Here is a 21,969-nt window from a genome sequence, read left to right as displayed (position 1 = left end):
TGATTGGACAAAAAAAGATTAGACCGATTTGTCTAATCTTTTAAAGTGCTACTATAGTAATTCTGCGAATAATTCACTATTTTCATTTAAATATTCTTCGCCAACACGAATCTTGCTAACCTTGACACCTGCCAATGCACGTTCCATTAAGCCATCGATATCCAAACGAGCTTCAAATTCCCTTGAACGGTCTAAACGAGGCTTTGTTTTAGGTGCTGGTGGAGCAAAAATTGTACAACAATCTTCAAATGGTTTAATTGAAAGTTCAAATGTATCAATTTTTTTAGCAACATCAATAATTTCATTTTTATCCATTGAAACGACTGGTCGAATAATTGGCATTGTTGTAACGTCATTAATTGCAACCATGCTTTCAAGTGTTTGAGAAGCAACTTGGCCTAATGATTCTCCATTAAAGATGGCTAATCCACCACGTAATTCGGCAATTTTTTCAGTTAAGCGTAACATGAAACGACGAGTTATGGTCATTAAATATGGTTCTGGTACATCATGTTTAATTTGCTCTTGGATCTCAGTAAATGGAACTTCAATAAATTGAATTGTTCCAACATAAGGTGTCAATTTAACTGTTAGTTCTTTAGCCTTAGCTAAAGCTTGTTCACTTGTATATGGTGGACTGAAGAAATGAACCATCTCCATTGAAACACCACGTTTCATACCAAGGTACCCTGCAACAGGCGAATCAATTCCACCTGATAACATTAACATCCCTTTACCAGCAGTACCAACGGGTAAACCACCAGCACCCTGACGCGTTTCAGAAGATAAGAAAATCCCATTTGAACGAACTTCAACACGTAAAATAATATCAGGCTGTTTCATTTTAACAGTAATGCCAGGTACGTGATCTAAAATCCAGCCACCTAGTTCGTCATTCAACTCATTAGTATCTAATTCAAAATCATGATCAGAACGACGTGTGTTAACTTTAAATGTTGTTCCTTCAACAAATTGCTCACTAATCATTGCTACAGCTGTTTCTTTAACTAAATCCATATCTTGTTCAACGCGAATTGCAGGTGAAAAATTTTGAATCCCAAAAACCTGTGATAAACGTTGCATAACTAATTCGCTGTCGTCACCGTTTAAATTAATGTGCATCCGATCACGATTTGCTTTAACAACTAAATCATCAAAACCATGTAAACTATTTCGGACGTTTGTTCCTAGGCGATCAATAAAGTTCCTCTTATTTTTTCCTTTTGTTGATAGTTCGCCATAACGAACCATTATCTCTGTATATTGCATGTCGACATCCTCTCATTATTTAGAATTAATTTTTTCAAATTTATGATACAAAATATCAAAAATACGATTAAATTCTTTTGCTTCTTCTAGCGTATTATTTCCATCAAAACTAATTCGAACGGCTGATTTAGCAAGTGGTTCTGGCACATTCATTGCTAATAATGTGCCAGATGCTTGATTTTTCTTTGATGAACAAGCACTTGTAGTTGAAATATATATTCCTTCACTTTCAAATGCATGAACAATTGATTCGCCACGAACACCCTCAATTGCAAAACACAATATATGTGGCGCAAAATTTGATTGTAATTTTGAAAAAGTTGTAATCTTATCAAACTTACTAATATGGTTGAAAACTAATTCTTTAACAGCTTTTTGTTTCATCACCATCTTAGTTTCATCTGTTAATAATAATCGCAATGCTCTTGCCATGCTAGTAATTGCAGGTACATTTTCAGTTCCGCTACGTAAGTTATGTTCTTGTCCACCACCTGTAAGAAGTGGTTCAATGTGACGACCTCTTTTGCTGTAAATAAACCCTACTCCACGTGGCGCATGAAATTTATGCCCAGAGAACGTTACAAAATCTACTCTGTCACTCATAAAAGCTTCTTGCACACCTTTACCAATGGCTTGAACAGCATCCACATGAAAATGAACTGTTGGATAATCTTTTAGTACGTCCCCAATTTCAACTAAAGGCTGAATGGTTCCAATTTCATTATTAACTGCCATAACTGAAACTAAAATAGTATCAGATCTCAAAGCAGCCTTTAAATCATCAATACTAATTCGACCCTCATCATCAACTGGCAAATAGGTAACCTCAAAACCAAGCTGTTCCAGCTGAGCCATTGTATTCATAACAGCAGGATGCTCAACGGTTGTCGTAATTAAGTGCTTACCATGGTTCATTTTTGCCATAGCGGTTCCTTTAATTACCCAATTATCACCTTCAGTTCCACTTCCAGTAAATAATATTTCATCTTCAAATACATTTAATAAGCTTGCAATCTGTTGACGTGACTGCTCTAATAAATTGTGAGCTATCTCACCTAAGTTATTTAGGCTAGATGGATTACCCCATACTTGATCACTAACTTTATTATATGTATCTAAAACTTCGGGCGTTATTTTTGTTGTTGCACTATTATCAAAATAAATCATTAGTTACCTTCTTTTCTGAAAAATACTTTTCTCATTATAATATACTTCGTACCAGATTGACACTTTTTATTCATCCCTGGTGTTTCTTTATAGAATATAAAAGTGGCGACTGAGCAAATTAATGCCCTAGTCCCCACTTATATAGTTACTATTCAATTTCAAAGCTGTCTTCCATATTATCATAATATTGTTTCTCTATTTTTTTATATGAACCAGGCTCTACTTTATCTAATGCAGTCGCAATTGTTTCCAAACTAGCTGCATAATTAAAATCATTATTAAATAATTGCTTTGCCTTTTCAAATGCAATTGCAATCTCTTCATTCGAGTTTCTAAATCTATTCGCATATTGTAGTAAACTCTCAGATAACGATGCACTATCAATAAGATCGTGTGTCTTATCTTCTAAACTTTCAAGATCTGCTTCAATATCGATAATTTGTTTTGCAATTTTTTCAATGTTAATTCTTAATTTACCAATTGCTACTTCAACTTCTTCAATTTCATCACTAACAACATAGAAAAAATCTAAGTAATCATTAGGTAGTCCTGGAAGATTAACCTGTTCAACTTGTCTTTTAATTTGATGTAATTCAATATCAAATCTTTGAATTGTTGCGCTGGCCTTTTTTTCATTGCTACGTAAATCCTGAATGCTAGCATCAATTTTTTGTTGTTCAGATTCAATTTTTTCTAACAACTTAGAGTTTTGTTCAACTCGCTCAGCCATCTCGCTATAAATTGCTTCACCAGAATCAATAATCGCTTTATCAGTGTCATGTTGTGCATCAATGTCCCTAATTTGTTGATTTAATTTTTGCGCGTCTTCTAATTCATTATGACTTAATTCATAATTTTGACCCAATCTATCTAATTCAACTAAAAGCATTTGACTTTGTTTTTCAGCATGATCAATGAATTTACGATAACTTTCTTCTTGCTTTTCTATCTTATCTTTTGCGGCCAACTCTTTTTCCATAACATCATATAAATAATCAATTTGATTAGCCATGTCATTAACTGCAACAATTGTTGACGCTACTTCTAGGTTCTCTAATTTAAGTAATGTTTCGTCAACACGTGTTTGAATTTCGTCTATTTGTTTAGGGATGTCATCCCCCACTGGGAAATTATAATTTTCATCCGTTAATTTCATGTAACCAGATTGTAATTCAGCAAGTTGATCTGGAAATTCGTTCTTCAAACTTTTATATAGTGGTGGAATCTCATCAAGAATCTTTTCTAACGAGGTTGTATCTTCTCTTAGCTTACTTAAAACTTTTTCAGCCGTATCATGATCTCCAGCACTCGTTAATGTTGAAAAACGGTCAAAATCATCTTCAAGACCAGTTAGTTTATCCTCAAGTTTATCGATACTAGGTCCATACGAAAAGTTCTTTGATAATAATGTTTTACGTAAATCCTGATATTTTTTTTCAAGTGAATCAACAGCTTGATGATTACTTTCATCACTTTCTTTCAACGACGTTAATGCTTTTTCAATCCCTTTAAGTGTTTTTTCACTTGAAATTAATTTAACTTCTATTTCTGCCGCTAATTGACGGTTAGAAAGAAATTGATATTTCGAGTTTGCTTCATATGCTTCATTAATTTGTGTCGAAATTTTAGGCAATTTTGCATTTTGCACTTCTTTAAAGTCTGATTGTAATGCTGAAAATGTTTTAAGACTTTCACCTGTTAACCCCAAATCCTTCGTTAACTGAAGCTGTTGTTCAACTTCAGAATGAGCAATAACTTTTACTTGATCACGAAATGTTTCGAATTTTTTTTCATTGCGTTTCTGAAGAAAAAACGCTGTTGCATAGATAATAATGGCTACTACTATTATTCCAACAAAAATCTGTGTCATATCCTAATCCCGCCTTTAGCTTACTAAAATTTATATTTACTTTTCACATTCAAATTTTATGCTTCTAATCATTATATCATAGACCTTTAAAGCGTTCACTAGCTTTTATCTATTATTTATAGAAATTAATGTTATTAATTATATATATTCTTTTTATTATGTAAACAAACGTGAAAACAAATTGACATTAGTTTAAAAAGACAGTATGATGAGTCTTGTGTAAAATAATGCAGCGGTGGACGGTAAGCTCGTCAACAGTTTGTTGCCCAATTGTCTTGGTTCAATTAGTACCCTTTCAGCTGCAAAGGTGAACATTGCAAAACAAACTGCACGAATACTAAGTTCACAAAGGATTATTTTACTCCAAAACAAATATTGGAGGAATTTATATATGTCACGTTATACTGGCCCAAGTTGGAAAGTTTCACGTCGATTAGGTCTTTCTTTAACAGGTACTGGTAAAGAATTAGCTCGTCGTCCTTATGCACCCGGTGATCATGGTCAAAACAATCGCCGTAAATTATCAGAATATGGTTTACAATTACGAGAAAAACAAAAACTTCGTATGATGTACGGTTTATCAGAACGTCAATTTGCTAACTTATTTATTAAAGCTGGTACAATTCGCGAAGGTAAACATGGTGTTAACTTCATGATCTTACTTGAAGGTCGTTTAGACAACGTTGTTTATCGTTTAGGTTTGGCTTCTACTCGTCGTCAAGCTCGTCAATTGGTAAACCATGGTCACATTACTGTTGATGGCAACCGCGTTGATATTCCTTCATACGCAGTTGAAATCGGTCAAGTAATCTCATTACGTGAAAAATCAAAGAGTTTACAAATTGTTAAAGACGCAATGGAAGCATTAGTTGGCCGTCCACAATTCGTACAATTTGATGCTGATAAATTAGAGGGTTCATTAACTCGTTTACCAGAACGTGAAGAACTTGAAGCAGATATCGACGAATCACTTATCGTTGAATACTACAACAAATTATAATTTCAAATTAAAAAACATCTCATTCTTAATGAGATGTTTTTTTTGTCCATATTTTATAGATTTCAATTAGTGGCAGTAATGTATTTTTCAAGTCGTTTAGTTGTTTATATTCATTTAAGCTAAAAAACTCATCTTCAATAGCTAAATTCTGTCCAATCAATAGTTCTTTAGTTTGTACACTACTCCACTTTTGACTATCAGTAAGTGTTATTGTGTTTGCTAAAGTACCCGTCTCTTTATTTGTATGATCCACTGACCACACGAAAGTATTTTCTAGTTTCTGAATCATTATTATAGATTCAGAAACGCCTTCTTCATACAAGCTTTTGTCTTTAATATCTGCTAATGCAGACAACCAGATAAATAACCGATCATCCCAATAACCAATTTCAAAATGTGGCATCATTTTATAGCCGCGTTTATTCTCGCTAAAAGCCATCCAAGTATCAGGTGGTGGATTTTTTGATCTTCTAGCATGTTTTGCAATGTGCAAATACATTTTAATTCCTAATTGTTCTTCTAAAAAAGGTAGTAGTTCAGCTCCCACTTTTTCGAATTTGGGATCAATAATTGTCTTTATTTTTTTTAATCGTCCGTCTAATGTTTGATCTTTAAAAATTAAAAAATCATCTTTTATAAACATTTCGCTCTCTCCTTTTGTATCAAACATGGTATGCTAAATTCATAACTTACTGAAAGGTGGTCAACTCCATGACTGAAAATAACTTAGATCCACATCTTCAATCTGGCCTTTACGGAACACCTCAACTTCATCCCGATGAACAAAGAAAGTACTTAGGGACATTTAGAGAGCGGGTCAGCCTAGCAATGACTGTTGCTGAGGTAACAGCATCTAAAAATATGGCTGGATTTGAAAAAGAACTACTTGAACATCCCGACTATCATGTTCTACTTAATGGTACGATTGATCAGAATATATTAGCCCCATACATCACCTTAACGCATAAGCATGATGTTAAATTTACATTAACATCAAATAATGATACTCCTGATGGGGTTGAAATTATGGGGCTGGTTGTCGCTTCTGAAAAAAATGCGATTAATGAATCTGTTATTGATATTAATGAAAAATATCCAATTATACAAGTTGAAGCGCCAGAAAAGAAAAAATCATTTTTTGAAAATTTATTCGATTAGCATAAAAACTTAAACTAACACTTTTATATTAAGTGTAGTTTAAGTTTTTTATTTGGTTTCTAAAATCTTTACTATTTCATTAGCAATAGGCTGGTTATCTCCAAAATTAGGAAACGAATTTATCGATAAATCAGGAGCCGTTTCAATTGAAAGAACGGTTAGAGCATCCCTATGTCTATGGTCATATGCTATATACAAGTTAGGAATAACCACATCAAATGCCCCCATCGTCATTTTTAAACGTTTTGCATAACCTTCAATTAACGCTATATATGATTCGTCCATTTGATTGCTAACTTCATTTTGATTGGCACCCGAATAAAAATTGCTATCATATCTAATGATTGCTTCAGACCCTCTTGAAATAACAGTTGATTCAGTAATACCTTGTGATGCTATTGTTTGATTTTCAACTTCTGATAATTTAAGCGGATACCATGGACCTTGACTAGTACGCTCTACTTGTCTATTTTTTATAGTAATTAACTGTGCCAACGTCTTCCGTCCATCACCAACTACACTAACTGGTAATCTTTCAACAATACCCTTTACACGACCATCTACAATCATAAATCGATAAACTGACCCAACAGTAATCTCTTCAATTAAAACTTGTGTATCAATTGATAAGATACGTTTAACAGCTTCTTTATACTCGCTTAACGTCGGAGCCACTCGAAATACATGTGTTGCTTGACTGCTCTTTATGAATCTTGGCTTAATAACTAATGCTTTGTTGACTACGTCTGCATAATAGTTCATAGCTTCATCTAAAGTGTGTACATTAATACTACTAGGAACTTTAATATCAAGGTTGCCCAATATTTTTTTAGTTGTTTGCTTGTCATATGCAATTTTGTTTAAAACACTGGTATCTAAATCAGAAATTACCCCATTTTGCAGAAGATGTCCATTCACCCGTATGACGTCCAAATCACTGTCAACAAGATCAAAATAAGACCCTCTTTTTATCAACGCTGCTAAAATAAGCTGCGTATTTTTCGAGTAACAGTTAAAGCCAATCAATGAACTTAATTGTGACTGATACTTTATCTTATTAGATTTTGCTTGTTCCATTGCAAAATCAGCCAACGATTTATTAATATCTTCATCAACTATCCTTGCACTCAGACTCAATTCAGGTCGTTCAAACTGTAATTTAAATTGAACTAATGTATCCTCTAAACTTTTATCTAGATAAAAATTATCATTAAATAAAATTAATTCGTTCAGCAGTTTTATTGCAGCATTTTTAACAATCGAGGTTGTTTTAGGGTCTTCTATTGCCACCTCATTTTTTAATTGTTTCGCTTTAAATATAATATCATCAACTTCATTTTCTGCCATATCTGGCGTCATTAGAAAGTAAGCCGCTAATAATTGAATAAACTTAATTGTGTCACCTTGAATACCAACACGAGAAAATGGATCAACATCAAATCCACGGAGTTCAATATAATTAACACCAGATGAAATTAATGTATCTTCCTTTTTAGTAGCTGATTTAAATTGTACATCCCCATAATATTCAGAAAATGATAACAATTTACCATCCTGGACCATCTTATTAAGTGACGTAACGTATGAGTTAATTGATCGATAAGAAGCTTGAACTGAACTATCAATATTGGTATAGCCAAATTCACTATTTCTAACACTTCTAACCGGATGACAAGCATTATAATTAGTACTTTCAACAATTGGTGTTGCTCCAAACAAGTAAGTTGTAAGCCAACTCTTTTCCATAAATTTGCGTCCAATTTTTAAATAGACGTAATTATGAAATTCTATATAAGAATTAAAATAACTATGAAACTCAGAATCAAATAAAATCTGAATTACTTTTTCTGGAAAGCTAAAATTAAGATGTACAGACGTAAAAAGTTGACGTTTTTTTCCATACTTTTCTGCTAATTTATTTCGGTATATAAATCCTAATTCATCTGGATGCGCTATTCTTACTTTAGATTCATCCACTGGTAATTTAGGAATTGAACTCAATGGCCATAACTGTTCATCACTATCCAATTCTTGTGTTGCGACTTGTTGAATGGCATCTAGATAGTTAATAACATTATCAGCCCCCTCAATTGGCGGCGTGATAAATTCCATTTGTGATTCGCCAAAATCTGTTTTTATATAAGGATGTTTAAATCTATCTCCTAATGATTCAGGATGATCAGTTGAACTCAGCACTCCCGTATTCTTCACTCTTTGAGTTTCTCGCTCTAATCCTATCAACGATTTTCTAAGTAGAGGTGCGAGCTTTTCTTCCTGAATTTGTAATCCGATTGCATCTAGTTTCATATCATTGTGCCTCCTCATTTGTCTATTACATTGTACCAAATATTTGAATTAATCCTTCATATTTGCAATCCATTGCGCCAATTAAATTTATGCAATATGCTATACTATTCTTTAGTAATCAACGTGAAAGGAGCCACATATGTTACAACCACTTGCATTCAGAATGCGACCAACTAAAATTGAAGAAGTCGTTGGCCAACAACACCTTGTTGGTCCAGGTAAAATTATCAAACGAATGGTCGAAGCAAAACTGCTTTCATCTATGATTTTATACGGACCACCTGGCACTGGTAAAACGAGTATCGCCAGTGCTATTGCCGGATCAACTCAGTATGCATTTCGTAAATTAAATGCTGCAACTGATTCTAAGAAAGACCTTGAAATCGTAGCTGAAGAAGCAAAAATGAGCGGTACTGTTATTTTACTTTTAGATGAAATCCATCGATTAACGAAACCTAAACAAGACTTCTTATTACCCCACTTAGAAAGTGGCCAAATTATTTTAATCGGTGCAACAACAGAAAATCCTTACATTACCATCAATCCAGCTATTAGAAGTCGAACACAAATCTTTGAAGTTAAACCTTTAGACGAAAATGATATTGAAACTGCACTTGATCGTGCACTAGTAGATAAAAATATTGGTCTCGGAAATCTTAATATTAATTTAGAAGCTAATGCACGGTTACACTTAGCGCGAGCAACCAACGGAGATTTACGTAGTTCTTTGAATGCACTTGAACTAGCTGCTAAGTCAACCCCACCTGATAGTTCAGGTGTCATTACCTTATCGCTATCAGTCATAGAGGAGTGTCTACAAAGAAAAGCATTAACTCATGATAAAGATGGCGATGCTCACTATGATGTTATTTCTGCTTTTCAAAAATCAGTAAGAGGTTCCGATGTTAACGCGGCTTTACATTACTTAGGACGTTTAATTCTTGCTGGTGATTTACCTACAATTGCAAGGCGTTTAATCACAATGGCATACGAAGATGTCGGATTAAGTAGCCCTGCAGCATGTGCTAGAACCTTAACTGCTGTACAGGCGGCAGAAAAAATTGGCTTTCCAGAGGCTAAAATACCTCTGTCTAACGCAGTAATTGATCTCTGCCTCTCACCCAAATCAGACTCGGCAAATGTTGCCATAAATAATGCAATTGCTGATATTGAAAAAGGTGGTTTTGGAGATATTCCTGCTCATTTAAAAGATTCACATTACAAAGGTGCTGCAGATTTAGGTCATGGTATTGGTTATAAATTTCCCCATAACTATCCAAATGATTGGGTTGCCCAACAATATCTTCCAGATAAATTGAAAGATGCTAATTATTATGAGCCTAAAGTAAACGGGCGTTATGAACAAGGACTTAAAGAACAATATAGCAAATTACATCCATCAAAAAGATGATTTGTTTCCGCTTACACCATAATTGTTGCACCTTTTAAAAGTCTGTGCTATATTAAAGATGAAGTTCTGAAGTGTACGCGTTATCTTATTAGAATGTTGACCGAACAAATAATTATACCTAGGCGTCAACTTTATAGGCTAGCTAATTTCAAGCCTTTTCACTTGGTAGTTAGAGGCTAGTACAGTCGATGCCACCTGCTTCACTGCGGGCTCAACTCACGAAGATGATTAACGGCACTACGCGGATATTCCAAAGCTTTTGCTTTGATGGTCTGGGCAAACTATGTTTGCTCAGACTTTTTTTATTAAGAATAAAGGAGTCTTTAAATGTTAATTCGGATACTTTTAGCCGTTCTTTCACTCTTACTCTTGACTATCGGCTATTACTTATTCTCACATCGCAACAAAAATTTTATGATATTTAAACCTGAGTCAAACCAGGTGCTAAGCTCAATACTACTTGTCTTTGGGTTAATTATCTGTATTGAAAGCTTAGTTGGCTTAATTTCAGTAATCATTTTTATACCCATATTTTGTGGGATACTAGTTACTCTAGCCTGCCTTACGGTTGGTGCTTTAACAATTATTTTATCTTTTTTTATGCATTAATCTAACTTTGTAACCGTTTTTACTTCTATTTTCATTCGTTTTGTCGTAAAATAGAGGTATATAAAAGAAAGAGGTGGCCGACCATGTTACAACAATATAAAAATATTTTAGTTCCTGTAGATGGTTCTGATGAAGCAAAATTAGCATTCGAAAAAGCAGTACAAGTAGCTTTAAGAAATGGCGAAGATTCTACACTTCATCTTTTGCATGTTATTGACACTAGAGCATTCCAAAATATCTCAAGTTTTGATACGTCAATGGTTGAACAAGTTAGTGATACAGCAAAAGAGACATTGAATAAGTATATTGCACAAGCAAAAGCAGCTGGTCTTAAGAATGTTGACTACTCAATTGAGTATGGTTCTCCAAAAGTAGTTATTGCTAAAAATGTTCCTATTAATTTAGATATTGATTTAATTGTGATCGGTGCTACTGGATTGAATGCAGTCGAACGATTATTAATTGGTTCAGTTACAGAATACGTAACTCGAGTTGCTGTTTCTGATGTCTTAGTTGTTCGAACAGATTTAAATAACACACCTGCTCTTAAAAATAATCTTAAAAAATAAAAAAAGAAATTAGCCATAATTGGTTAATTTCTTTTTATTTTGTCTTGAATTTACATAAAGTAATATGGTCATCTACCATACCCATACTTTGCATCAATGAATAAATAATTTTAGGACCAACAAACTTAAACCCTAATTTCTTCAATTCTTTAGATAACTTTTTTGAAATGTCGGTTTCAGCTGGAACATCCTCTGCATGTCGCCAGAGATTATTAATTGGTTTATTAGCTACAAATTCCCATAAAAATGAATCAAATGATTGCCCATCTTGGTTCATTCTTATAATCGCCTGTGCATTCGCGATAATAGCGATAATTTTTTGCTTATTTCGAATAATATCTGCATTTTCCATTAGTTCCGCAATTTTATCTTCATCAAATTGACTAACTTTGTAAATTGAAAAATTTTCAAAAGAGTGATTAAAATGATTACGTTTATTTAAAACGGTCTGCCAGCTCAACCCTGCTTGCATTAATTCTAAACTCAATAATCTGAATAGTTGTTGATCGCCATAAAGCGGCTTTCCCCATTCTTCATCATGATAATCTTGCATTAACTGATTACCCGATTGGGCCCATGGGCATCTTTCCATATTCTATTCTCTCCTTCACTCAAATAAAAAAGATTACTAGTGCTGTCTCCAGACTAATAATCTTTTTAAAATTTAGATTTCAGGTAATTCAGTAAAGTCATAATGTAATTCTTTAACAGCGGCATGTTCGTCGAATGCTAATTGGATTAATTTATCAATTAATTCTGAATAACCAATTCCTGAAACTTCCCATAATTGTGGATAAAGCGAAATATTTGTGAATCCAGGTAACGTATTTAGTTCACCAAGATATGGAATACCATCTTTAACTAAGAAATCAATTCGTGCTAAACCACGACAACCCAATGCTTCAAAAGCACGTAATGACATGTCTTGGATTTCTTTTGTTAATTCATCTGGTAATTCAACAGGCATTTCAAATTCCACACCTGAAGCATCAACGAATTTATTATTGTAATCGTAAAATACATCAGATTTAGGTACGATAACTGCACCTAATTTTGAAGCTTTTAAATCAGTATTTCCAAGAATTGAACATTCAATTTCATCAGGATTTTCGATTGATTCTTCAACTAAAAGCTTTGTGTCATATAAAAATGCATCTTCTATACCTTCAAGGAATTCTTTTTCGTTATGTGCCTTATGAATACCAACTGATGATCCTTGGTTAGCTGGTTTAATGAAAACAACTTCTCCAAGTTCCTTACTAATGTGTGCGTAAGTCATTTCAGCACGATTGTTGGCCTTAACAACCAAATATTTAGTATTTCTGATATTATTTAACGTTAACATTTTCTTAGTTAAATCTTTATCAAATGAAATTGCTGATGAACGAACATCACTACCAATATATGGTTTATCTAAAAGTTTAAATAATCCTTGAATTGTACCATCTTCACCCATATTACCATGAATAACTGGATAGAAAAGATCGATATCTTTAACTTCAGTTAAACTCATGATATTAGCTAACGGATTTGTAAAATCAATTGTTGGTAAGACATCTTCAACAACTTTTGCTTCTGGTTCACCATCAAAAATGCGACGTGAAGCAGCATCTCCAAGTAGTACACCTTCCTTTGTAAACATGAATAAACTAACTTCGTACTTATTTTTATCCATTGCATCGTAGATATTATGTGCTGAACGTTTTGAAACGTCATGTTCTGATGAATTACCACCAAAAAGTAATCCAATGTGTATCTTTTCGCTTGTCATCATATTCTCCATTCCTATTGTATTATTTTTGTTCGCTTTAAACTCTTAGTCTAAATAATACCATGTTTATAGTAGATCTGTCATTTACGTTTGCTATTTTATTTAAACATTTAAAATCCACATGAAAAGTAAGAACACAAAGAACAGTCCGTACATGATTGGATGAACATCTTTTCGACGACCAGCAGCAATCATTGTAATTGGATAAAAAATCATTCCTAAAGCAATCCCGTCAGAGATACTATAAGTTAATGGCATACCAATTACAATTAAAAATGCCGGAATTGCAATTTCCATTTTTGTCCATTCGATTTTTGTTAACGATTGAGCCATCAATACACCAACAATAATTAATGCTGGAGCAGTGACCTGTGTCGTTACAACTGATAATAGTGGTGAGAAAAATATACCGATAATAAATAATAATCCAGTTGTAACAGCCGTTAAACCTGAGCGTCCACCAACGGCGATACCTGCTGAAGATTCAACATATGCACCAACTGGTGATGTTCCTAAAACAGAGCCAGCAAGCATTGCTGTTGAATCAGCAACTAAAGCTTTACCAACACGAGGCATTTTATTATCTTTCATGAATCCGGCTTGTTGAGCTAACCCAACAAGTGTTCCAGCAGTATCAAAGAAAGTAACTAACAAGAAGGTTAAAACGACTACCCATAACTGAACCGTGTTAATATCACTAATATGTTTAACGCCTTGCATAAATGTTGGGGCCAAACTTGGGGCACCAGCAACAACTTGTGTTGGCATTTTAATTAATCCTGTGATAAATCCTAGAATAACTGTTGCAAACATCCCAATAAAAATACCACCAGGAACGCGTCTAACCATTAAAATTGCAGTAACAATTAAACCAAAGATTGTTAACCATGTTGTACCAACGGTCAATGGACCTAGACCCACAACTGTGGATTTGTTTGCGATAATTAAGCCACCATCTTGTAAACCGATAAAAGCAATAAATAAACCAATACCACTTGAGATAGCATATTTTAAGTTACTTGGAATAGCATTAATAATCATTTCGCGTAGTTTAAAAATAGTAATTAAAATAAAAATTAGTGATGCTACAAATACACCTGCTAAAGCTGTTTGCCATGGAATTCCCATACCTATAACAACTGAATATGAGAAAAAGGCATTAATACCCAATGCGGGAGCTGTTGCTATTGGGTATTTAGCTAAAATACCCATTAAAATACAGCCTAAAGCACTTGATAATGCAGTTGCAGTAAATACTGCCCCTTTGTCCATCCCCGAAGCACTTAAAATCGTAGGATTAACAAATAATATGTAAGCCATTGATATAAACGTTGTAAAACCAGCTAACATTTCGCGTTTAACCGTTGTATGTAACTGATCAATTTCAAAATATGATTTAATGCGATTAATCATTTTAAATCTCCTTTTCATAAATACATTTGTTCGTGTTTATCTCATTAATGAGCAATTACAATTTTACTATATTCGTATATTAATGTAAATAATATTATTAAACTGTATTTTGTTAAGGATTTATTCAAATAGAACTTATACTGTAATAATTTTATCAATTTTAATATCAAACTGATTGCTTGTCCATTTCTCAGAAGTTACATTTTGAACGTCCAAACAAAGTGAAATTGTTTTGGGTTGATATTTTGCAATATACCGATCATAATAACCACCGCCAAAGCCAATCCTTTGATTATTCTCTAAATTAAACCCAACTCCTGGTACAATCACTAAATCTAAATTATTCTTTTCAAGTGCAACATTATATTCAGGTTCTAATAGTCCATAATCACTTTTTATAAGCACCTGTTCAATAGATAAGTAAGGTAAAAATGCAAGTTGCTTTTCAGGCATCGTTTTTGGTACATACACCCTCTTACCTTGAGACAGTGCCGCCAATAGTAATTCGTTAGTACTAAACTCAATCGATTGACTAATTGTTAATCCGATTGAATCAGCCGATTCCCATTCTTCAGATTGTAAAACTTTATCAATAATTGCCTTCTCCTGATTCCTTTTTTCAAGGACCTTATTTTTTGCCAAATCAACCATCTTGTTAATAATCATTTTTCTAATTTCTTTTTTACTCAATAGCTTATACCTCCGCGTTAAATTCACTAGTTATTACAAACTTTCCAATCATCTTACCATTTTCAACAACTTCAGAAGCCGTTCGTAAATTATCGGCGTTAATCCCCACCAATGATTTAGTCATCGTTGATTTTAGATTGCCTTCATCCAATAACGTGGCTATGCGATTTAATATTTTGCCTTGAGAGCTCATATCTGCCGTGTAATATACACCCTTAGTAAAAACTGTTAGCCATTTAAACTCATTACTTTTATTTTTTAATTTACCAATTGGTAGATTATCAGATGTGCCCACAATTGAAGTAATAATACCCTGAGGTCTGATGATATCTGCTGCTAAATCGAAATAAGTTTCTGTTGAGTGCAATATTAAAATACCATCAACTTCATTAATATTTAATTTAACTAATTGTTGCTTCAAATCTTTTCGGTGATTAATGACAATATCAGCGCCCATCTTTTTAACCCAATCGCTCGTTTCTAATCTTGAAGCGGTTGTGATAACAGTCAAACCAGCCCATTTAGCAAGTTGAATAGCAATAGAGCCTACACCACCAGCTCCATTAATAATTAAAACTGATTTTCCACTATTGGCATTTTTCTCTGGAATGAAATTTAATTTTTCAAACAAAGCTTCCCATGCTGTTACACCTGTTAGTGGCATAGCGGCTGCCTCACTATCTGTTATTTTCTTAGGTGCATTTCCAACTAGTCGTTCATCAACTAGCTGATACTCAGCATTACTTCCTGGACGATTGTTGACTCCCAAATAAAAAATCTTATCACCACTATTAAATTGTGTTACTTCTGATCCTATTTCAGAGACAACCCCGATTGCATCGAAACCTAAAATAAGTGATTTTTCTTCAGAATCAATTAACATTCTTGATTTATAATCTATTGGATTCACTGAAATACCAGTTACCTTCACAAGAATATCATGATTTTCAGGAGTCGGTTTATCGATTTTGACATCTCGTAATGCATTTTTATCTTCTGTCGGAAATTTTCCAAATGCTGCGATGGCCTTCATTTTATTCACCATTAGCTCACTCTTCTTCCATTAATATAGATTACGCTATTCATCTTACTACAATCTAACAAAAAATTTGGTTTGTTTCACTTTTATACCATTTAAAAATATTGAAATACTTACATTCTCAATCTATCAGTATGGACTTAATATTTGGTTTAATGTATGCTTAAAATATTATTAAAGCATATACAATTAAGGAGACACACATCATGAAAAAAACACTAAAAACGAGACAACAACTGAAATCTGAATCAAAGGCATTACTTAAAGGACACTGGAAATCAGCTATCTTAGTTAGCTTACTAGCAATCCTTATTTTTATTGTTTATTCTCGCTTATATTCTACTGAGTACGCAGACATTACGAATTTATATTCCACTGAAAATAATAACCAATCATCAGCTATCAGTCCTATAATTTCAGCAACTGTCGTTGTTCTTTATCTTATTTTTCAAATTCTACTTGTAGGTGTTTCATATACATTTTTAACTTGGGTCAGTTCACAAAAAACACCAGAACATGCATTTACACAAAGTTTCCAAGTTTTCTCAAATGAATTATTTTTCCCATCTATTGGTATCGCAATTCTTAAAACCATTTATAGTACGCTTTGGACTCTCTTGCTTATTGTCCCAGGAATTATTAAATACTATTCTTATTCACAAGTCTTTATGATTAACAAAGACTTAACAGATAACCCGAACCATCCTGATATCAGTATTAATAAAAAGATAACATTAAGCCGTGAATTAATGAACGGACATAAATTTGATTTATTCGTGATAGAGTTAAGTCTGGTTGGTTGGTACCTATTATCAATCGTGACACTTGGAATTGGTTATATTTGGTACATGCCTTATCAACAAGCAATTAAAGCAAATTTCTACAGAGATCTTGCTGGAGATAAATTCTTAACTTTAAAATAAGCAAAAAAGACTGATTTTATTCAGTCTTTTTTATTTTGTCTTCACATGTTTAAGTCCTTCTCGCACAGCTAGCTTTGATAGATCATGGCTCTCAATAAAAATTATAACCCAATTTTCATCTGTCTTAGCATACTCACGTAATGACCAACCAATCGCTTTTTGGATGAAAAATTCATCTGTTGTTCTATCATTCAAAATCATCTTTGATAAGTAAGCTAAATCAGTTTCTTCACGATAGCCTAACTGAAGATTTATACCCACACGACGCATCCAGAAATTATCATGGTTTTCAAATTGCTTACTAATATCGTTAAAATTTATCGGACTTAATTTTAAAAAGTCACTAATAACCTTACGTAAAGCATCTACTGAATCCCACCATGGTTTAACCTTAATTAACTCAACCAATACTTGGACTTCGTCAACCGTTAATCGTTTAAGATTTTTTTGTGCTAAGTCGATTGCAATATATTGATACTCTCTTTCTTCACGACCATAATAAGCTAAAATTTGTGAGATTAACTCTTCTAGAGGCCAACTCTTAGATTCTTTCATCAAGTCCTTTGTTAGTTCACGTCGACTTGGTGTCTTAATCCCTAAGTAAGAAAAGTTATTTTTCATGTAAGCTTCCATTTTTTTAATATTTTTGTCATTTTTTTCTAAATAAATCATATTTACTCCTTTTATGAAAACGCAACCATATAAGTTGGATAACCGTTTTCATGATGTTATACTAAAGGTAATCATATAAAGGGGGAACCATTATGTCAATGCATAACAATTTGAAAAAATTACTCACAATCAAAGAAGAACCCATTGTATCAATCTTTATCAAAACATATCCAGGTATTAATTTTGCTGCGAAGAATCAGTTAAAACTAAAAACTAGTTTAAAAACTGCCAAAGAAGCTCATTCGGATGTACCTAAGAAAACTTGGGAACTAATTGAAACACAATTGGTTAATTTTATTAATGAAATTGCAGATAAAATCGGTCAATTCCCTAGTATCGCACTTTACTTAACACCTAACGATTACTTTAAATTTAATTTAAATCACGCTATTGAAGTAGATAAAGTTATTGTTGGTCCTGAAGCATACACTTTACCTTTATTAGCCCAACAAGCAACAAAATTATCAGGAACAATCTTAAGCTTACACCGTGATTCATTTGAATTACATCAATTCAAAGAAGGTGTCTTATTGAAACAAGAACTCCCAGAGGATGCTCCTATCGACATGGTATCAACTCTTGGTCCTGAAAGTACAGATACCACGACTACCCATGGCCCTACTGGCGCCCTTCATGGGTTAAATACTAAGGATGAAGAAAAAGCGATTGATAATAGAAATTACTACTTGGCAATTGAAAAATTCCTAGTTGCTCATCCCGAATTAATTTATAAACGTCTTTTCCTTATTGGACTACCTAAAAATCAAAGCTTATTCCATGAATTAACAAAATTAAAATCAGTTAATTCAGAAATTACAATTAAAAAATCACCTAGTGCCCTAACAACTACAGAAATTGAAAAAGATTTGTTAGATCAAAATCAAATTTTAATCAATCAAACAATTGATCATTTATTGGATCGAGCTCGTTCACTTGATGAAGTTAATCCAAGCAAAACAAACCCAATCGGCTTGTTTGCTCTATTAACACAACATCGTGTTAATACTTTATTAATTAACGAAGACGCTGTATTCCCTGGTTTAATTAGTGATGGTCAAATTATCGATACTGAACCTGGAAAAACAACCAATAACTTATTAAATGATTTAGCTAACTTTACTTTACGTAATAGTGGTAACGTTTATGTTATTTCAGCTGACCACTTTAATTCAGGTCAATTCGTTTACGGTGTTTAAAAATTGAAAAGAAGACTTCATTGTCTTCTTTTTTTGTGCCCATTTTTAAAATGTCATGCTATAATTAAAAAAGCAAATATATATTCCAGGAGACGATATTAATGAATAAAGTTTATTTAGCAGGTCCGTTTTTTAGCGACAAACAACGTGAACGTGTTTCTCAAGTTGTTGCAGCATTAAAAGAGAACAAAACAATTGATAGTGACAATATTTACTTGCCCCAAGATAATCAAAGTAAACAATATGAACAATTCAGTCAACAATGGCAACGTGCAGTTTATTTAGCTGATACACGCCAAGTTCATCGCGCAGACGTTGTTGTTGCTATCTTAGACTACAAAGAAGATGAAGGTAACGAACCTGACTCCGGTACCATGTTTGAAGTTGGTATGGCTGTAGAAGCTCATATTCCAGTTATCTTGGTTCAATTTGAAGCTGGTCGCGTTATCAATCTAATGTTATCTGAAAGTTTAACTGCTTTCTTTGATGAAAGTAAAAATGGCTTAAATGAACTTTCTAAATATAATTTCAACGTTTTAGAAGAAAAAATTACAGAGAACGAAGTATTATAATACGTTTTTTACGTTAATAGGCAGTTAATTACTACTCAGAATTAAGTAGTAATTAACTGCCTATTTTTTAAGATGTATAATCCTTAGCTATCTTAATCATGTTATCATCACAATTACGTCCCTTATATAATTTCACTATTTTTGATTTCTATCTGTAAATAATCCGACAAATGAAAAACTAGTAACAATCCATGCTGCTACCATAAATATTTTAGTAAAAGCCTTCGTTAATTGCTGATCTTTCAAATTTTTAATATACTTAAACAATTCTAAAATTTTATTTTTGTTATCAATTTTTGATACCCCACCATTCAGACGGGTTATTTTTTTATTTACTTCTAATTTTTTAATGATATCCCGTTTTACTTTCGTTTGAAATTCTATATTATTTTTATCATTCTTCAAGTTAAAATTATCACTTAATCTCTTTTTAATTAAGTTGTCAATATTACCTGATAATTTTTGTTGAGTAACTAGTTCCATAGAATTTATCCTAATATTTTTCTTTGCCAAGCTAACATTTTGACTCATCATTCCAACTAATAGTGCAATTCCGAGACAAGTACCTAACTGTCTCGCTGCATTAACTACACCTGATGCAATACCCGCTTTATTTTCTGGAATATATTGAACTGCTGAAACAATTGATAGACACGTAAGCCCAAATCCAAATCCCAAAATAATCATGAAAAAAATCATCACTTTATTAGTTGTATCCGACTTTAATCCAGCTAATAGAAATAAACTAATTGCCATTAATAACATCCCAATACTTATTATATTACGATACCCCATATAAGTTGCTAACTTTGAGCCCAAAGGCATTGCTATCATAACAGTAATTGACATGAACATAATGATATATGATGCATTTAATGCGCTGTATCCACGTACATCCTCAAGATAAAAATTAAATATTAAGGATGAACAAACAACTACAAATCCGCATATAAAATAGATAATTGATGAGGACAAAAATGTGATTTCTTTAAATATGCTTAATTCCAACAAAGGGAATTTAACTCTTTGTTCAATCCAAATAAATATTAATAAGCTACTAACAATACCAAACATCAATATTCGGCTAGTACTGGAATCCCAACCAAAATCATAACCCTTAACAAGTAAAAATGTTAATTGAGCTAAACATAATGTTAAAAAAATCAATCCCCAAAAATCGACTTTTTTTGAAATAGTTAGATCAAATGATTCTTCAAAACAAAAATTCACTAAGATAAATGCAAAAATAATAATTGGAACATTAACAAAAAATATCCATTTCCAGTTTAAATATCTTAAAATAATGCCTCCAATTGAAGGACCAGCTGCAGCAGCGACTGCCGTAACTGCACCAATAATTCCAACCGCGTGGTTAGCCTCTTCTCGACCAAACAAACTTACAGATAAAGGAATCATAATCGGGGTTACAATTGCACCACCAATCCCTTGTATAAAACGCATCACAATTAAAATGGGTAATGTATTTGAAAATCCACATAGTGTAGATCCAACTCCAAACGTGATAAGGCCAATACCCATTAATTTTTTACGACCAAACTGATCACCAAATTTTGATGCCGGAATAATAGCAATCGCCATAATTAAGACGTAGATTGTACTAATCCAATTTGTATCAGTTAGATCAGATTTAAAATAATTCGTAATATTAGGAAGTGCAATATTGGTAATTGTTGTATCTAATGTAACCATAAACATTATTAGCGATAGAGATATCAGACCAAGAAATCTTTTTTTAGTTTTAATCAATTTATATTTATTCCTTTCCACTAGTTTCCAATAGAAACTGTTTACACGAGAAACACAACACGAAAAAAAAACTATATTAGCGTTTTTTCCTCTCATTAGCAATTTTCAAAAATAATTCTTCTGTTTCAGTCCCAACTTTTTCTAGCTCCATAATAACATCATCTGAAAATTTAGAATACAATCTCATAATACTTTTATTCAATTGTTCAGAAAATTTCGCATGTGCTTGATAAATTTCTACTCCCTTATCTGTTAAACTAATTATCACCTCATTTTCAGTATTCGGAGAAATTGACTTAGTAACCAATCCACTAAGTCTTAGCTTTTGAACACGTTTAGAAACGGCACCTTTTGTAATACCTAACAAATCGGCTAAATGAGTAACATTTATATCTGGATTATCACCAATACACTCAATTGTATGCGTTTCCGAAGGATGAAGTAACGTATCAGTACCATAAGAATATGGCATTTTTTCAATTTCATTATATCGATTAACAACTCTTAAAAAGATACTACTAAGCTCTGGTAACGCTTCTTTTTTCAAATTTATTTCTCCATTCATC

At 32.9% G+C, this 21,969-nt stretch carries 20 protein-coding genes; 7 read left to right on the top strand and 13 right to left on the bottom strand.

Annotated features, from left to right (window positions below; all coding sequences use genetic code 11):
• Positions 1 to 51 precede the first annotated feature (51 nt).
• The 3 genes from thiI to ezrA all read right to left on the bottom strand — a co-directional run bounded on the left by thiI (position 52) and on the right by ezrA (position 4,306).
• Positions 52 to 1,269 carry a tRNA uracil 4-sulfurtransferase ThiI gene (gene thiI / locus ACE83Q_RS01340; protein WP_409022345.1) on the bottom strand — a complete coding sequence of 406 codons (1,218 nt, stop codon included), beginning with the start codon at positions 1,267 to 1,269 and terminating at the stop codon, positions 52 to 54.
• Positions 1,270 to 1,284: 15 nt separating this feature from the next.
• Complete coding sequence (locus tag ACE83Q_RS01335; RefSeq protein ID WP_409022344.1) at positions 1,285 to 2,436, bottom strand: cysteine desulfurase family protein; 1,152 nt, start codon at positions 2,434 to 2,436, stop codon at positions 1,285 to 1,287.
• Positions 2,437 to 2,584: 148 nt separating this feature from the next.
• The gene (gene ezrA / locus ACE83Q_RS01330; protein WP_409022343.1) at positions 2,585 to 4,306 is read right to left on the bottom strand and encodes a septation ring formation regulator EzrA; all 1,722 of its coding nucleotides are present in this window, start codon (positions 4,304 to 4,306) and stop codon (positions 2,585 to 2,587) included.
• A gap of 391 nt (positions 4,307 to 4,697) precedes the next feature.
• On the opposite strand from ezrA, the gene rpsD reads away from it, so the two are divergent.
• Positions 4,698 to 5,306 carry a 30S ribosomal protein S4 gene (rpsD, locus tag ACE83Q_RS01325; protein ID WP_409022342.1) on the top strand — a complete coding sequence of 203 codons (609 nt, stop codon included), beginning with the start codon at positions 4,698 to 4,700 and terminating at the stop codon, positions 5,304 to 5,306.
• Between the two features lie 25 nt (positions 5,307 to 5,331).
• Here the strand turns inward: rpsD and ACE83Q_RS01320 are convergent, their stop codons facing one another.
• The gene (locus tag ACE83Q_RS01320) at positions 5,332 to 5,949 is read right to left on the bottom strand and encodes a DUF1054 family protein (RefSeq protein ID WP_409022341.1); all 618 of its coding nucleotides are present in this window, start codon (positions 5,947 to 5,949) and stop codon (positions 5,332 to 5,334) included.
• A 68-nt stretch (positions 5,950 to 6,017) separates the two neighbouring features.
• On the opposite strand from ACE83Q_RS01320, the gene ACE83Q_RS01315 reads away from it, so the two are divergent.
• The gene (locus ACE83Q_RS01315; RefSeq protein WP_409022340.1) at positions 6,018 to 6,464 is read left to right on the top strand and encodes a YueI family protein; all 447 of its coding nucleotides are present in this window, start codon (positions 6,018 to 6,020) and stop codon (positions 6,462 to 6,464) included.
• A gap of 48 nt (positions 6,465 to 6,512) precedes the next feature.
• On the opposite strand, the gene gshAB is transcribed toward ACE83Q_RS01315, so the two are convergent.
• Positions 6,513 to 8,771 carry a bifunctional glutamate--cysteine ligase GshA/glutathione synthetase GshB gene (gshAB, locus tag ACE83Q_RS01310; protein WP_409022339.1) on the bottom strand — a complete coding sequence of 753 codons (2,259 nt, stop codon included), beginning with the start codon at positions 8,769 to 8,771 and terminating at the stop codon, positions 6,513 to 6,515.
• Positions 8,772 to 8,910: 139 nt separating this feature from the next.
• Between gshAB and ACE83Q_RS01305 the strand changes: the two genes are divergently transcribed.
• Positions 8,911 to 10,182 carry a replication-associated recombination protein A gene (locus ACE83Q_RS01305; protein ID WP_409022338.1) on the top strand — a complete coding sequence of 424 codons (1,272 nt, stop codon included), beginning with the start codon at positions 8,911 to 8,913 and terminating at the stop codon, positions 10,180 to 10,182.
• Between the two features lie 692 nt (positions 10,183 to 10,874).
• The gene (locus tag ACE83Q_RS01300) at positions 10,875 to 11,360 is read left to right on the top strand and encodes a universal stress protein (protein WP_409022337.1); all 486 of its coding nucleotides are present in this window, start codon (positions 10,875 to 10,877) and stop codon (positions 11,358 to 11,360) included.
• 34 nt (positions 11,361 to 11,394) lie between these two features.
• On the opposite strand, the gene ACE83Q_RS01295 is transcribed toward ACE83Q_RS01300, so the two are convergent.
• The 5 genes from ACE83Q_RS01295 to ACE83Q_RS01275 all read right to left on the bottom strand — a co-directional run bounded on the left by ACE83Q_RS01295 (position 11,395) and on the right by ACE83Q_RS01275 (position 16,279).
• Entirely contained in the window at positions 11,395 to 11,952 is a 558-nt protein-coding gene (locus ACE83Q_RS01295) for a DNA-3-methyladenine glycosylase I (RefSeq protein WP_409022336.1), read from the bottom strand.
• A 72-nt stretch (positions 11,953 to 12,024) separates the two neighbouring features.
• Complete coding sequence (locus tag ACE83Q_RS01290; RefSeq protein ID WP_409022784.1) at positions 12,025 to 13,131, bottom strand: D-alanine--D-alanine ligase family protein; 1,107 nt, start codon at positions 13,129 to 13,131, stop codon at positions 12,025 to 12,027.
• Between the two features lie 102 nt (positions 13,132 to 13,233).
• Positions 13,234 to 14,544 (bottom strand): NCS2 family permease, encoded by a 1,311-nt coding sequence (locus ACE83Q_RS01285; RefSeq protein ID WP_409022335.1) that lies wholly within the window; start codon positions 14,542 to 14,544, stop codon positions 13,234 to 13,236.
• A gap of 135 nt (positions 14,545 to 14,679) precedes the next feature.
• Positions 14,680 to 15,234, bottom strand: a complete 555-nt coding sequence (locus ACE83Q_RS01280) for a 5-formyltetrahydrofolate cyclo-ligase (protein ID WP_409022334.1) — start codon at positions 15,232 to 15,234, stop codon at positions 14,680 to 14,682.
• 4 nt (positions 15,235 to 15,238) lie between these two features.
• Complete coding sequence (locus ACE83Q_RS01275; RefSeq protein WP_409022333.1) at positions 15,239 to 16,279, bottom strand: zinc-binding alcohol dehydrogenase family protein; 1,041 nt, start codon at positions 16,277 to 16,279, stop codon at positions 15,239 to 15,241.
• Positions 16,280 to 16,479: 200 nt separating this feature from the next.
• Here ACE83Q_RS01275 and ACE83Q_RS01270 point away from each other — a divergent pair, with 200 nt between their 5' ends.
• On the top strand, positions 16,480 to 17,196 hold the full coding sequence (locus tag ACE83Q_RS01270) for a DUF975 family protein (protein WP_409022332.1): 717 nt from the start codon (positions 16,480 to 16,482) through the stop codon (positions 17,194 to 17,196).
• A gap of 30 nt (positions 17,197 to 17,226) precedes the next feature.
• On the opposite strand, the gene ACE83Q_RS01265 is transcribed toward ACE83Q_RS01270, so the two are convergent.
• Positions 17,227 to 17,868 carry a DNA alkylation repair protein gene (locus ACE83Q_RS01265; RefSeq protein ID WP_409022331.1) on the bottom strand — a complete coding sequence of 214 codons (642 nt, stop codon included), beginning with the start codon at positions 17,866 to 17,868 and terminating at the stop codon, positions 17,227 to 17,229.
• A 92-nt stretch (positions 17,869 to 17,960) separates the two neighbouring features.
• On the opposite strand from ACE83Q_RS01265, the gene ACE83Q_RS01260 reads away from it, so the two are divergent.
• Together ACE83Q_RS01260 and ACE83Q_RS01255 are read left to right on the top strand one after the other, a co-directional pair.
• Positions 17,961 to 19,064, top strand: a complete 1,104-nt coding sequence (locus ACE83Q_RS01260) for a hypothetical protein (RefSeq protein ID WP_409022330.1) — start codon at positions 17,961 to 17,963, stop codon at positions 19,062 to 19,064.
• Between the two features lie 101 nt (positions 19,065 to 19,165).
• Entirely contained in the window at positions 19,166 to 19,636 is a 471-nt protein-coding gene (locus tag ACE83Q_RS01255; protein ID WP_409022329.1) for a nucleoside 2-deoxyribosyltransferase, read from the top strand.
• A 135-nt stretch (positions 19,637 to 19,771) separates the two neighbouring features.
• Here ACE83Q_RS01255 and ACE83Q_RS01250 read toward each other — a convergent pair whose 3' ends face one another.
• Together ACE83Q_RS01250 and ACE83Q_RS01245 are read right to left on the bottom strand one after the other, a co-directional pair.
• Positions 19,772 to 21,424, bottom strand: coding sequence for an MFS transporter (locus tag ACE83Q_RS01250; protein ID WP_409022328.1), 1,653 nt, complete (start codon positions 21,422 to 21,424; stop codon positions 19,772 to 19,774).
• 55 nt (positions 21,425 to 21,479) lie between these two features.
• Positions 21,480 to 21,950: a MarR family winged helix-turn-helix transcriptional regulator gene (locus ACE83Q_RS01245; protein WP_409022327.1), complete on the bottom strand. Its 471-nt coding sequence runs from the start codon at positions 21,948 to 21,950 to the stop codon at positions 21,480 to 21,482.
• Between the last annotated feature and the right edge of the window lie 19 nt (positions 21,951 to 21,969).

Origin of the sequence: Dellaglioa kimchii, from assembly GCF_046115505.1 — a bacterium.
GTDB lineage: Bacteria > Bacillota > Bacilli > Lactobacillales > Lactobacillaceae > Dellaglioa > Dellaglioa kimchii.
This window is presented reverse-complemented; position numbering and strand designations above follow the sequence as displayed.